General features: G+C 48.7%; 12 protein-coding genes. 6 read left to right on the forward strand and 6 right to left on the reverse strand.

Annotated elements, in window-relative coordinates; translation table 11 throughout:
* Position 1: 1 nt before the first annotated feature.
* The 6 genes from OGV94_RS03705 to pyrC all read right to left on the reverse strand — a co-directional run bounded on the left by OGV94_RS03705 (position 2) and on the right by pyrC (position 4,374).
* Complete coding sequence (locus tag OGV94_RS03705; RefSeq protein ID WP_043015889.1) at positions 2–568, reverse strand: cytochrome b; 567 nt, start codon at positions 566–568, stop codon at positions 2–4.
* A gap of 261 nt (positions 569–829) precedes the next feature.
* On the reverse strand, positions 830–943 hold the full coding sequence (locus OGV94_RS03710; RefSeq protein ID WP_003846814.1) for a YceO family protein: 114 nt from the start codon (positions 941–943) through the stop codon (positions 830–832).
* A gap of 51 nt (positions 944–994) precedes the next feature.
* Positions 995–2,113, reverse strand: a complete 1,119-nt coding sequence (gene solA / locus OGV94_RS03715; RefSeq protein ID WP_286522611.1) for an N-methyl-L-tryptophan oxidase — start codon at positions 2,111–2,113, stop codon at positions 995–997.
* Between the two features lie 308 nt (positions 2,114–2,421).
* Positions 2,422–2,676, reverse strand: coding sequence for a biofilm formation regulator BssS (bssS, locus tag OGV94_RS03720; RefSeq protein ID WP_003036154.1), 255 nt, complete (start codon positions 2,674–2,676; stop codon positions 2,422–2,424).
* A 340-nt stretch (positions 2,677–3,016) separates the two neighbouring features.
* Positions 3,017–3,262: a DNA damage-inducible protein I gene (gene dinI, locus OGV94_RS03725; protein WP_043015891.1), complete on the reverse strand. Its 246-nt coding sequence runs from the start codon at positions 3,260–3,262 to the stop codon at positions 3,017–3,019.
* 65 nt (positions 3,263–3,327) lie between these two features.
* Positions 3,328–4,374 carry a dihydroorotase gene (gene pyrC / locus OGV94_RS03730; RefSeq protein ID WP_047412125.1) on the reverse strand — a complete coding sequence of 349 codons (1,047 nt, stop codon included), beginning with the start codon at positions 4,372–4,374 and terminating at the stop codon, positions 3,328–3,330.
* A 275-nt stretch (positions 4,375–4,649) separates the two neighbouring features.
* Here pyrC and tssK point away from each other — a divergent pair, with 275 nt between their 5' ends.
* The 6 genes from tssK to OGV94_RS03760 all read left to right on the forward strand — a co-directional run.
* Complete coding sequence (gene tssK, locus OGV94_RS03735; protein ID WP_286522613.1) at positions 4,650–5,990, forward strand: type VI secretion system baseplate subunit TssK; 1,341 nt, start codon at positions 4,650–4,652, stop codon at positions 5,988–5,990.
* Positions 5,987–6,634 carry a type VI secretion system protein TssL, short form gene (tssL, locus tag OGV94_RS03740; protein ID WP_181633914.1) on the forward strand — a complete coding sequence of 216 codons (648 nt, stop codon included), beginning with the start codon at positions 5,987–5,989 and terminating at the stop codon, positions 6,632–6,634. The genes tssK and tssL overlap by 4 nt, the downstream gene beginning before the upstream one ends.
* Before the next feature lie 153 nt (positions 6,635–6,787).
* On the forward strand, positions 6,788–9,088 hold the full coding sequence (locus tag OGV94_RS03745; protein ID WP_286522615.1) for a type VI secretion system Vgr family protein: 2,301 nt from the start codon (positions 6,788–6,790) through the stop codon (positions 9,086–9,088).
* A gap of 2 nt (positions 9,089–9,090) precedes the next feature.
* The gene (locus OGV94_RS03750; RefSeq protein WP_286522617.1) at positions 9,091–10,005 is read left to right on the forward strand and encodes a hypothetical protein; all 915 of its coding nucleotides are present in this window, start codon (positions 9,091–9,093) and stop codon (positions 10,003–10,005) included.
* 13 nt (positions 10,006–10,018) lie between these two features.
* Positions 10,019–13,108 (forward strand): T6SS effector BTH_I2691 family protein, encoded by a 3,090-nt coding sequence (locus OGV94_RS03755; protein WP_286522619.1) that lies wholly within the window; start codon positions 10,019–10,021, stop codon positions 13,106–13,108.
* 10 nt (positions 13,109–13,118) lie between these two features.
* Positions 13,119–13,639, forward strand: a 521-nt coding sequence (locus tag OGV94_RS03760) for a DUF6708 domain-containing protein (protein WP_353622565.1), incomplete at its 3' end; no start/stop codon positions are given.

A 13,639-nucleotide genomic window follows, 5' to 3' on the forward strand; every position in this document is an offset into this window, starting at 1 on the left:
TTTAAGCTCCATTGTCAGATGACGATTTTCCCAACATGCGATTGAGGGTATCGTCGTGATCGATAAAGTGATGTTTCAGGGCCATCAGTCCGTGCAGAAGCGATAAAACCACCACGGACCATGCAAGCCACAGGTGCAGGCTACCTGCGAGGTCGGCCTGAGCGCCCGCATTGGCAAGGGTCGCTGGGATGTCAAACCAACCAAATACGCTTATCGCTTTGCCATCAGCGGTGGAAATCAAATATCCACTGATGACAATAGAAAAGAGCAATGTGTATAGCGCGAGGTGACCCACTGCCGCAGCGATGCGGGTTAAACGGGAATAATTTGTCAGCGCAGGAGGTGGAGGGGAGAGCAATCGCCAGACGACGCGGATGACTAATCCCATCATAAGCAGAACGCCGATGCTTTTATGCAGTTCAGGGGCCTGGTGATACCAGCCGTCGTAGTAGCTGAGCGTGACCATCCATAAACCCAGCGCGAACATGCCATATACAACAATCGCAGTCAGCCAGTGTAATACGGCAGACACTATGCCATAGCGTTGTGGACTATTATTGAATTGCATAAGCACACCGTTAGATATTTCAGAAGTGAATGAAAATGGCGCGGAAAAGACATTAATGCAACTAATAAATAACAATGGCGCTGATATTTATTGTTAACTCAAAATAATTGATTGACTTGTGAAGTTATCATCAGGCATTTAGAGAGGAATGCGAGTATCAAGGCCTGCTTTCGGGGTTTGTAGGTTTTTTTCTTATTCAATTTAATGCAATGAAAATTCAACTAACATCAGTTTATGTCAATTAATGTCAGCGTAATGAGATCAAAAAAACATAATATATATAACATCCATAATTGCCAGTAGCGACCATAAAATAATGTAGAGCATAAAATGCTCGCGAATATTATTAACCAGATAGTGAAAGATGCGGCGCATCGATGTTATTCCTGTCATTAAAAATGGCCTCACCAACGAGGCCATCATTTATTATCGCTTAAAACGGCTTAGCCTGAAGGGGGTCAGGTCAAAGTCAGACTGTTTGTCCTGGGCGAAGTTTGCCGCAATCTCTCCCAGCACGGAGGCAAACTTAAAGCCATGTCCGCTCAACCCGGTTATGATTAGCGTGTTGTCATGCTCCGGCAGAGTATCAATAATAAAGTCTTCATCCGGTGAGTTATCATAGGTGCAGGACGCACCGTGCAGACAGCAACCAACGCCTGGCAGAATTGTGCGCAGGAATGGGAAGGCTTCAGATCCATCGCTGGCAACAGCGGCAAACGGCTTACGCTCTTCTGTAGAATGAATTACCTGTCCACCATTGTGCTTGCCAATTTTTAGCTCATCGTTTTCTGCCGGGAAACCGTAATACTGATCGCCATTTGGCAGCTCTCCGGTGAAGGCAGGGAAGTTATTCTTGACGCTGTAACGTCCATCGGCCTGATACCATGCGAACACCTTGCGCACGGGCTGTATCGGAAGTTCGGGGACTAAAGCCTGCACCCAGGTACCGGCGCTGATCACCACTTTTCGCGCGTGATAGTCACCGTCGGCGGTTTCTACCGTGACGCCATCATCACCGTGACGAATTGCGCTGACCGGGCATTTAAATAGCTGCGCGCAGCCTGCTTCTTCCGCCAGACGGATCCAGGTTTTAATCGCTAACTCACTGCGTAAAAAACCTGACTCGGCTTCAAACAGGCCGATATAGTTTTCAGGTACGCGAATCTCCGGCCAGCGCGCCATGATGGCTGCAGCATCCAGTTGTTCAACGTTGAGTTGCCACTGTTTTGCGCTTTGTGCCGCGGTCGCTAAGAAGGTTGAATCTGCCGGGCCGAGGTTGATTACACCAGAGCGAACAAAAATCGGTTCTTCATTTTGGGTGGACAGTTCATCCCACAATGTCTGCGCCCGCAGTACCAGAGGAACGTATTTTTCGCCTTCGCCATAAGCATGACGAATTAATCGAGTGTCGCCGTGGTGGCAGCCCTGCTGATGCGGGGGCATATGCGCATCGATCATCAGAACCTTCAGACCGGCGCGAGTGGCATAGTATCCGGCTGCGGCGCCTACCGAACCGCTGCCAATAATGATTAAGTCGTATTTCATCCGCTTCTCTCTGCAATCGCGATAGTATACCTTAAATAATTCGAGTTGCAGGACAAAACGGCCCGGCCGTTTTGAACAGCGCTCGCGCTGGCCCCGAAGGGGTGAGGCCGTAAGGCCGAATCACGCGGCAACGCAGCGAATCCCTGGGAGCGTACATTAGTACGTGACCAGGGTGAGCGAGGAAAGCCAACGCACATGCAACTTGAAGTATGACAGGTATAGCAGGGTAAATAACTGACCCGGAATATTCAACCTGGAAATAAGAAAGGCACCGATAAGGTGCCTTTTGATGGTTGGATGTATCAGGTTTAATGTCGCTGATACTCATTTACCTGGTAATCGCCGGATTCAATTTTAGCGATTCCTGCTTCTAATATCGAAATAAATTGCCTGGCAACATCAGTGGTTAACCAGAGCGTTTGCCCAACTTCAGTCCCATCCGGATCTGGACGATTCGGGGTCTGGTAATGCAAACGCAGCATCAGCGCATCGTAGCTATCAACGGTGCTGATGTCCCATCCTACAAGCGGATGAGTCTGAATGACTTCATTATTCTTTTCCATCATGCCCCCTAATTCGTGTTACTAGACAACGGTTTTCGAGGTTCAATGCGTTTTTTTCTGAAGCAACTTCAGTATATCAATAAATAAGGGTATTCATTGGAAATTTAAAGAGGGGAGCGCATAATTTTTTTGTTTTCAGCGTTATCTGAGTAAGAAACCAACATGTTATTCATTTTTTTTTAGCATGTTGCACAATTATTTTGGTGTTGTGGTTAAAAGATGACCAGAAATTGATTATTAAAATATTAGTTTGCCAGCAGGAATTCGCTATTGATTTAAAGATGGCGTGTATAAAAAAGCCGGGGCGACCCGGCAAACAAACATCACTGCATATCATTATTTATTCATTGATGAACCAGTCATCCGCGCTTTCCCACGTCTCCTGGAGGATCTCGCTGATACGTTCTTTGTCTTCTTTGCTCGCACCAATAACCGACAGATTGTTTGCGCCAGCATAACGCACGGATACGTTACCTTCGTTATCCGGAAAATGGTGCTGAATACGGCGGGAGAGTTCACCTGCCAGCGCGTCAATTGCGCCGGCGGGTAGTGGTGAAGTTTTAGCAATAGTGACTTCAATACGCATAGTAGCCCCCTGTGGAATATACTGTTTATTTATACAGTTAATCGCCTCAGTTGGCTACACTTATTTTAATTTTTTACTGACCAGCGTACCGTTTCGCCACCCAGGAAAGGCACCAGCGTATCATCGTCCAGTGCAATGCTCTCCGGGACCTGATGCTCCACGCGCTCCAGCTCAATAAAGGTCTCATTCACTGGCAAACCATAGAACCGTGGGCCATTGAGTGAGCTGAAGGCTTCGAAATACGCCAACGCATTCATCTCTTCAAACACGGTGGCATAGCTGCCCAGCGCGGTCGGCGCATTAAAGCAGCCCGCACAGCCACAGCTAGACTCTTTACGATGACGCGCATGCGGCGCAGAGTCGGTACCAAGGAAGGCGCGGTTAAACCCGCTGGCAACCAGCTCTCGCAGCGCCTGTTGATGGACGTTACGTTTGAGGATCGGCAGGCAGTACAGGTGAGGGCGAATCCCACCGACCAGCATGTGGTTGCGGTTAAACATCAGGTGCTGTGGCGTAATGGTCGCAGCCAAAAGCTCGTTACCGTCGCGCACGTAGTCGGCAGCATCTTTAGTCGTAATATGCTCGAACACCACCTTCAGCGCAGTTAAACGCTGACGCAGTGGTTCCATCACCGTTTCAATAAAGCGTGCTTCACGATCGAAAATATCGATATCCGCATGCGTTACTTCGCCGTGCACCAGCAGCGGCATACCCAATTTTTCCATCCGTTCCAGCACCGGCATGATAGCGTCAATAGAGGTTACGCCATGCGTCGAGTTGGTGGTGGCATTGGCCGGATAAAGCTTTGCGGCGGTGAAAACGCCTTCGTTAAATCCACGTTCCAGTTCGTTGGGATCCAGCGTATCCGTTAAGTAGCAGGTCATTAATGGCGTGAAGTCGTGTCCGGCAGGTACCGCGTCAAGAATTCGCTGGCGATAAGCGATAGCCGCGTCAACCGTGGTGACGGGCGGAGCCAGATTCGGCATGACAATGGCGCGGCCATACACTTCACTGGTATAGGGCACGACAGTTTTTAACATGTCGCCATCGCGAAAGTGAAGATGCCAGTCGTCTGGGCGGCGGATCTTTAAAACCTGGGATGGTGCAGTCATCAATATGCTCCGGCTGAGGATAGTCTTTTTTGCCGGAAACAAAGGATAAGCGGAAACGTTTTCGTTTGCACGAAAAAAAGCGCGCTGTCTGTAAGCGTCACCAGCAGTATCACACTGCCAACACGCCAAATGTTTAATCGTTAATTAAGACTTAATTTTTTTATTTCATTGTGTAATTATATATATTGATATAATTAATCATAAAACAAATGATTTTTATTAATCTATTTTATTTCTGGATGTTTGAATAAAAATGTTATGGCACAGGAGGTGCAATGAAGATTTTTCGTCCGCTATGGACAAAAGGGATCCTCCTTTCTCCCCAGTATTTTCAACAGCAAACGTTGCTTAATTCCCGTGATGACCAGGGTATAGCCCAAATGAGCGTTATGCATCCGTGGGGGGTATGGCGTGCAGAATTTGATTCACAAGTACTGACACAAGGGCAACTGAAACCCCTTTGTCTGAACTTACGATTTCAGGACGGTACTCAGATAGATACTGAGCAGATGGATGCCCTACCTCCAACGTTAACGTTGACGGGGGAGACAAACGAAGCCACAGTGCTGTTGGCCCTTCCTCAGTTTTATTCGAATGACCGTAATTGCCTGCAACCGGAAGACATTGCTGAATATCCGGTGCGTTACCGCCAGGTGTGGCGCGATGTACGCAACCAGTTTGATGATGACATAAAGCCGATGGCGGTGATGCAACATGAACTCACGCTACGGCTTTCAACTCAGGATAATGCCAATTACCTCACCTGCCCGGTGGCTCGGATATTAAAAGACGTACAAGGTAACTATGTCCTTGATGGGACGTTCATCCCTCCGCTGCTGGCGATGCACGGTAATCACGGGTTGTGCGACAAGACAGAGATGTTATTGACGCAACTGCGTGCTCGCATTATCCGTTTGTTGGCAATGCGTCGGGAAAGTAATGAGCGGATGGCGGATTTTGCTGTAGCAGACGTCTCGTTATTTTGGCTGCTCAATGCGCTAAATACCGCCGAACCCGTCCTGGGGATGTACCAGCGTTTCCCACAGGTGCATCCGGAACGCGTGTATCAGGAGTTGGCGCGGCTGGCGGGGGCGCTGCTGACGTTCTCGCTGGAACATGAGATTGGCGTTATCCCATTGTATCAGCACGATGATTTAAGCAACACGTTTTTGCCGTTGTTCAGGTTGTTGAACAGATTGTTGGAAACCAGCCTGCCATCACGGGTCATCGCCATTGATATGGAACGCGATCTTCGTCTGCATCAATGGATCGCCCGACTACACGATCCCCGTCTGCGTGAAGGTGCTGATTTTTGGTTGTCGGTGCGTTCATCCCTGCCAGCTGCGCAGCTTTATAACCAGTTCCCACAATTATGCAAGGCGGGGAGCCCGGACGATGTAAACCAGGTTGTGAATATTGCGCTAAATGGCATCCCGCTGAAAGCGCAAACTCACGTCCCGGCGGCGATTCCCCTGCGCCTGGAAAATCAGTATTTCTCCCTCGATCTCAATCATCCGTCGGCTCAGCGAATGCTGGACTCTGGCATCTGCGTATTTTATGTACCGGGCACGTTGGGTGAACTCGAGCTTGAGCTGTTTGCGGTGTTGCGCACATGACCTTCAACGTCGATGAATGTCTGGCCGATATTTGGCTTCAGACCGTTAGATTACGGCAGGGGGAGCAGTTTGCTACCGGGGAAGGGCGGCGGTTGTGGCAGATGTGCGCGGATAATGTGACGTGTGTGCGAGAGGTGACGCGTACGACGGGGTTAACCGAGGAAAACATTCTGCACATCACCTATGCCTGTTGTGCACTGTTGGATGAGGCGGTGAAAAGTCGCGAGGTACAGGATGATGCCAGTCTGGTGTGGTATCAGTCCCCGCTCCAGACGCACTACTTCAACACCCTCGACGCCGGAGAAGCGTTGTATGAGCGGATGCGTGGTGTTCTGCGCGAGCCGGCACCGGAACCAACGGTGCTTATCTGTTTCCATCGGGTATTGATGTTGGGATTTCTCGGTGGACTGAGTCCGGACGCACCAACACGGACAGCGTTACTCAATGAACTGACATCGCATATTCCCGCTTTTCAGTTTCAGGAATCACAGCCGGTACTTAATACCTTACCTGCGCGAAGCTCGCTGGGTTTATGGCTGCGTGACGTCCGAATTCGGCTGATGTTGGGCCTGTTTGCGGTGGGACTACTCTGGTGGGGGCTGGACTGCTGGCTTGACTCACTACTGGTCAGTTTCGCCGCATAACACAGGCGAATGGCAACGTTGGGCTTCGCCAATTTCATGTGTTGATCAGTAGGGACATTCAACGCGGTTACTGAGAACGGGGAAGTATTACCTTAATGGGCATAGGGTTACGGCCATGGGCGGTAGCGTGCCCGAACGCCAGGAGGGCACAAAATGTTGTTTGATCACAACCATAACAAACTGACTATTCGTGGGCTGGACGTGGAACCAGACGTTCTGGCTTTCAAAGGACATGAATATCTCAGCCAGCCTTTTCGGTATGACATTCAGTTCACCAGCACTAATCATGGTATTACGCCGGAAACAGTATTGATGCAGGACGCTTCGTTCAGCTTGTGCGCACCGCCGGAACAGGGGATGGCGGTGATGACTCCGCAGCGCACATTGCATGGGGTGATTACCGCATTTAAGTGTCTGTCTGCCTCACGTGACGAAACGCATTACGAGGTGCGACTGGAACCCCGTCTGGCGCTACTTTCCCGCAGTCATCAGAGCGCGATTTTCCAGGATATGTCCGTCTCGCAGATTACGGAAAAAATCCTGCGTGAACGTCATGGTCTGCGCGGTCAGGATTTTGTTTTTAAGCTGAATAATGAGTACCCACGTCGCGAACAGGTGATGCAGTACGGCGAGAATGACCTGACGTTTCTGTCACGGTTGCTGGCGGAGACCGGGATCTGGTTCCGTTTCGCGGCAGATTCACGGCTGAAAATTGAGGTGATAGAGTTTTACGACGATCAGCAGGGATATGAACAGGGAATCACTCTACCGCTGCGCCACCCGTCCGGTATGTACGACGGCACAGTTGAAGCCGCATGGGCGCTGAATTCGTCGCATTCGGTGGTTGAAAACACGGTTACCACCCGAGACTACAACTACCGTGACGCCCAAAGGGACATGGACAGCGCGATGGATGTCACTGCGGGCGACAAAACTACCCGTGGTGAAGCGTATCATTACGCAGATAATTTTCGTGAGGCCGGTAGCCCGCAGACTATTGAGAGCGGGGGATTTTATGCCCGTATCCGCCACGAACGCTATCTGAACGGGCAGACGCGACTGGGGGGCACCAGCAACAGCGTAACGTTAATGCCTGGCCAGGCGCTGAAGGTTACCGGCGGTGAGGCTCCAGATATGTTTGCCCACGGCGTGGTCATCACCGCGATTCATACCCGTGCCGCTCGCGACCGTAGCTATACGCTGGAGTTTGAGGCAATACCCTGTTCTGAACGTTACTGTTTTCGCGCACCTTCGCCGGAGAAACCTGTGATGGCGGGCACTTTGCCTGCACGGGTGACCAGTACCCAGCCAGGCGATCTCTACGGGCATATCGATAAAGACGGACGCTATCGGGTCAATTTACTCTTTGACCGCGATACATGGCCCGCCGGGTACGAAAGTCTGTGGGTGCGTCAGGCCAGACAGTATGCTGGAGATACCTATGGTTTTCATCTGCCACTGCTGGCCGGCACGGAAGTGGCTATTGCGTTTGAAAATGGCGATCCGGACCGGCCATATATCGCCCATGCACTGCATGACTCCGCCCATCCTGACCATGTCACCATCCGCAACAATAAACGCAATGTCCTGCGTACCCCTACGAACAACAAATTCCGCCTCGATGACACCCGTGGGCAGGAGCATATCAAGCTCTCGACGGAGTACGGCGGAAAGAGCCAGCTAAATCTGGGTCATATCGTGGACAGCGGCAAGCAGAAACGGGGGGAAGGGTTTGAGCTGCGCACGGACAAATGGGGGACGATACGCGGTGGACAAGGGCTGTTTATCAGTGCCGATATGCAGGCAAAGGCGCAGGACCTACAGCTTGAAATGAAAGCGGCGCTGGAAACCCTGCAACAGGCGCAAGGACTGGCGCAATCGCTGAGCGAGGCGGTGAAAACGGCCAACGCAGAGCTGGCACAAGTAGCAGCGCAAAAAAGTCTGATGGAAGGGTCGCTAAAAGATTTACAGCAAGCGGCTTTGCTGTTGAGCGCACCTGCGGGTATTGCACAGGTATCTCCGGAAAGTATTCAAATTAGTACGGGTAATAATTTTATTCAGACCTCGGCTGAAAACAGTGATTTCAGCGTGTTCAAAAAGTTTACCGTCGCTGCCGGGGAGGTTATCAGTCTGTTTGCTAAAACGTTGGGGATTAAGATTTTTGCCAACAAAGGCAAGGTTGAGATACAGGCGCAAGATGACCACATGGAGCTTACTGCCATGAAAGATATGAAAATACAAAGTAAGGACGGGGAGGTTTATATCTCGACGGCGAAAAAAATTACATTAGCATGCGATAAAACGGCACTCATTATTGAACGTTCAGGCGTGACCATTAAGACATTGGGTGATGTGAATGTGAAAAGCGCTACGTTTAATCGTCAGATCCCACAGCCGTATAATTATACGCCCCCGGAACTTCCTCCCGGTGCGACCTGCAAGGAGCGGACGTAATCGTGAGCAACTATAAACAGTTTCAATCGGATGATATATGTAGCGATTTTAACGGGCGGTACCAAAATGAATATCGCTATTTACTGGTCGATCCGTTAAAAAATGTCACTTTTTTAAATGATTTATGCCTAAGTAATTTAAAGGAAATATATGGCGCTGAAAACGTCAAACCCGTACTACGTCCTGATCTTCGTTACTCTCCGGAATCTTGTCCACATTTGATATTACTGGCCGCACCCGGAGAGGTGTGTTCAACCGCCGTGATTAATGAAGTTGTAAGATATGGAACCTATGAGCGGAAATATAATAAGCGCTATATTTGTGGGCTATTGAGCAGCGCTTGTGGGCTTCAGGTGTTGTCGCAAAAGATCGCACATAATTGCCGAACTCTTGGTGACCAGATAACTACAGGTTATTCATTACCCTTTTTTGAGCCATTGCGTATGGAGCTTTTGTATCTAACGCAGTTATCTCCTGTGATTGAAGAGGTTCTTTGGCCAATTTCAACCTGGTGGTATATAGCCTATACGGGAAAACTCAACGGCCTGAACAGCATCGAAGCAACGACAGCAGGTAAACTGACGTGGGGAATGCAGGAAGGCCAACTGAATATCAGGGATATATGGCGCATATTATATGCCTGGGATAATGGGAAAACGATCCTACCGGATAACGCAGTTTATCTGGCTGCACAAGCCTGGAAAGAAGTCGGTAAAATAGGATTGCATCAGTTGCGTGATAAAACTTATCTCGCACTAAATGCACTCAATTTTCCCGTTGATATAACCCGTCATTCAACCATTGCGTCTCTTCTACAACAGGCGAGAGAAAATCCCTCGCTACTGTTGACGCAGTTACTTCAGACATTACCCGATTCAGTCTGGCTGGAACTGGAACAGCAAAGCACCGTTCAATAAGGAATGTTTATTTATGTCGCTTAAGGATCAATCTCAAGATAATGCCGCAGCAGCAGATCAGTCTGCCCAGATTCCGTCAGATTGTAAGGTGTGTCAACGAGAAGGCATTCCGGTTCTTCCCCTGCGGATTGCTGTTGTACCCAACGGGATGGTCTCTTCTGGTTGGCAACCTAACATTCAGCCACAACCTGCACCCTCGCTGAAAGGAGGGGAATATAAATATGCCTTAAGAACGTTGCGCATGGGATATCTGTACGTACTTTTAAAGCCTAAAGAAAGTAATGGCGATAAAAAAACATGGCAGGGTTATGAAGTTACAACAGAAGGCGCATTGCGGCAATTTGAAGCCACTCTGATGCCTGAATGTGATGCGGTAGAATCGCTTTGCAGCGCCTGTCGCACGCAAGGGCATTGCAATGCGGGAAGTTTTATCAATTTTGATACCAAAAAATACAGCGAAGCGTGGCTGGCATTTAGCAGCGATCCCTGGAGCGATGACGTTTTAAGTCAGTATGAGAAAGAACCGTCCGAAGAACGCTTTACGCATATTATTCTGGATAGTCTGCAAAGCGCGCCGTCTGCTGAAAAAGGCGAATTTGCGATCGATAGCGCGTTGTCATCATTGAAAGAGAAGGTGGCTGAATATGCAACCTTACTTTATCCCTGGCTGGAGAAGATTAATGAACCCGAGGGAGGAATGCATGGATTTTACTCACGCCAGGATGAGTCCACCTCATTTGGCGATTATGTTGATCGCATTACGCAGCAATACCAGTGTCCGCCGGTGGCAATTACCCTCACAGACAGTGTAGGGATTATTCAGGAGTTAAAAGCAGGGCAACTGCAGTTGGTGAGCGCCATGGAAGATTATATTAGCCAACCAGAAACCATGCACAAACATATCATCGCCCTGGCAATTGAAAACTATCTGGCGGGGTCGGAAGAGAGTATTAAGCAAAACAGCAAAACCCGCTGTGTGTATACCTCTTCCCCGTATCCTGCTGCTAACAGTGTGGAATGTATTGATAAAGACGAGGTTGGCCGCCAGACGTGGGATGAATACTTTACGCGTTTACAGCAAAGTTATGATGAAAAAGGGCGAGCCGATTTTGCAAAAACCTATAAGGAAAAGGTGGAATCCCTTCAACAGCGCATTGACAATGTGGGTAAAGATTTAGCTCTCTGGTATGTCGCGCCTCTCTGGAAATATGTTATCGATAATGACTATTCAAAACAGCAGGATCTGCTCGAATGGTATCGCCAGTTCACGACGGTCACTACCTGCCTGCAGGGAGGGGCAATTGATGATAGTACCCGTGATGTGTGGTGTACATGGTTCGGCGACACTAACAGTCCTGTATATAAAGGACTGCTAGGATATAGCACTGATGATTACAGCAGCATCTACAGCGGGCTAAGCGTCTATTCTTATTTGAAAGTTATTGTTGGTGCGGATGAAATCGGTAATACGCTAAAAAGCGACAGAATCCAGGCGATGTTTAACACCCGTATTCTGGCGATGAATGGCGCGTTTAGTCGGGGAATTGACAAACTGGATGATGCGACCCGACACGGGGTCATACGCATGCTTCAGGGGGCTGGGTATGTCGCCACGGGGCAAACGGTGACGCTTTTTTCCTTATCGATGACCATAAGAGAGTTCCAGCAGTTTTATCAGGAATATGGCACGCGCCTGGGCATGGAGGTTGCCAAAAATTCATCCCCGTTTAGTGGCACGATTCGTCAGGGAGGCGTGACAAGCACGCGTTCAGCCGTAGGATATTTGTTGGCGATCACGGACAACGAGTTGCTGGGCCAGCGGATTAATATGCAACTCAGCAGTATGGTTGCTTTAGAAAACCTTTTTAAACCGCTGCGTAAGTCCGGAGTGAGTCCTTCATCAGTAACAAAAGCGCCGATTACTCACCAATCACATGTCGGCAATTTTGCCAGTGAACTCCGTATATCGTCACTTTCATTGCTGGATAAAACCGAGTCCTCTCTGCGCACGGTGGATGCGGCGCAATGGGAAAATATTCGCAGCAACATCATCAGTGAACGAACCGGGCGATTGGTGAGCGGTAATGCTATAGGTATGGTGCTGTCTACGGCCATGCTAGCATTCCAGACTTACGATCTCTGGGAAAATAACCGAGCACTTCAGTTTACCGACGGTAAATTTAAGCAGTTAACGAACTATCTGATGATCGCCAGCGCGGCAACGGAAATCGCCGGTTTTGGACGTATGTTAACGAAAAAAGGCCTCTGGCAAGTGCTGGGTAAGGATGTCCATACACTGATTAAAGCGGGCGGTGTTCTGGCAGGAGTAGCTTCGGTAGTGGATGGGATAAGGATGTTGTTTTCTGCTTGGGATGCTAATAAACAGGGAGACACGAATTCAGCAATCTTTTACTTTTTCGCGTCTTTATCAACGGTTGCAGGTGGGGTTATTGCAGGGTTTTATGCTTACTATGGTGTATTCACACTTTTTGGCCCCGCAGGGCTGGCACTGGCATTAATTTTATTAGGCGCTGCATTAGCGTTTCGGGGCGATCAGTTACGCAGTTCACCGATTGAAATCTGGCTGCGGCGTTGCTGCTTTGGTCTTCGTCGCGAAGCAGATGATATTCCCTGGCAGGCTACGAGTCTGGAGGATTTAAACAGCGCCTTAGCCGATTATAACGCAATTATCTCCGGTATGCGGGTTCAGGTCGCCTTTAGCACAGTCTCTTCTATTCCTGGTGGTGGTGGAACCTACCGACAAATTGAGTCCAATATTACGTTACCCGGTTATAATAGTGAATTATCTGCCTATGAATATCAACTGCAGGCATTTGCTGCTGATGGTAATGCACTATCAGTGACGTCAGAATCGCATGAAATGTTCCCAGGTCAGGATGATAAATATCATAATGAAGCCGAGTATTTTTTTAAAGGTTATATTGAGCATGAAACGGATGAAGATAACAGTTTTCTGATTATTAAAAATGGCGGATGGGTTTCATCGTTTTCATACAATAGGGCAGTGTTAACGGTGAGCTACTGGAAAAATAAATATAACGTTGAGGATGTGCTTTCATTAACGCTTAATGTAAAAGGATGAATATAATCACATGGCTAAAAAACCAGGCAATAAAGTAAAGCGTCGCGCATCACTTTCCGCCTCTGACAATAAAAAAAAGAAACAGCATACAGCAAACGTTGAAACGCAACGCCCCAAAAACCCTTTTTATCGCCGTTCCGTACTGATCCCGCAGGCGGAAAGATGGCAGGAGGATCTGCCGGTTCAGTGGCTGGAGCACGATGTTGAACCCAATGCTATCTGGCTGAATGAAAAGAATGATATCTGGCTGGAAATTCCCCGTTATGAGAATCAGATCTCATGGGGCGGCGGCGATATTTTTGCCTTCCTTTTAGTGCCATTTATACTTTTTTACTTAATAGCTCCTTTTGTAATTAAATGGGATGTGAGTATTTTTTTAGGCTCTTTATTAACTTGTGCTTTTTTTATATCTTTCTTTAAATTATTGATCAGAATGACCTATCACACGCCACGCGGTACGCCCGTGCGCCTAAACCGTAAGCGGCAGAAAGTCTATATTTACGAACATCACCGCAGCAGCTGGAATCCGTG

It is taken from the genome of Citrobacter sp. Ce006 (assembly GCF_030336535.1).
Taxonomy (GTDB): domain Bacteria; phylum Pseudomonadota; class Gammaproteobacteria; order Enterobacterales; family Enterobacteriaceae; genus Citrobacter; species Citrobacter europaeus.

Coding starts and splice junctions, on each gene's coding strand:
- tssK (WP_286522613.1), top strand. CDS start 4,650: ATGAAGATTTTTCGTCCGCTATGGACAAAAGGGATCCTCCTTTCTCCC.
- OGV94_RS03755 (WP_286522619.1), top strand. CDS start 10,019: ATGTCGCTTAAGGATCAATCTCAAGATAATGCCGCAGCAGCAGATCAG.
- OGV94_RS03705 (WP_043015889.1), bottom strand. CDS start 568: ATGCAATTCAATAATAGTCCACAACGCTATGGCATAGTGTCTGCCGTA.
- dinI (WP_043015891.1), bottom strand. CDS start 3,262: ATGCGTATTGAAGTCACTATTGCTAAAACTTCACCACTACCCGCCGGC.
- solA (WP_286522611.1), bottom strand. CDS start 2,113: ATGAAATACGACTTAATCATTATTGGCAGCGGTTCGGTAGGCGCCGCA.
- OGV94_RS03710 (WP_003846814.1), bottom strand. CDS start 943: ATGCGCCGCATCTTTCACTATCTGGTTAATAATATTCGCGAGCATTTT.
- pyrC (WP_047412125.1), bottom strand. CDS start 4,374: ATGACTGCACCATCCCAGGTTTTAAAGATCCGCCGCCCAGACGACTGG.
- OGV94_RS03745 (WP_286522615.1), top strand. CDS start 6,788: ATGTTGTTTGATCACAACCATAACAAACTGACTATTCGTGGGCTGGAC.
- bssS (WP_003036154.1), bottom strand. CDS start 2,676: ATGGAAAAGAATAATGAAGTCATTCAGACTCATCCGCTTGTAGGATGG.
- tssL (WP_181633914.1), top strand. CDS start 5,987: ATGACCTTCAACGTCGATGAATGTCTGGCCGATATTTGGCTTCAGACC.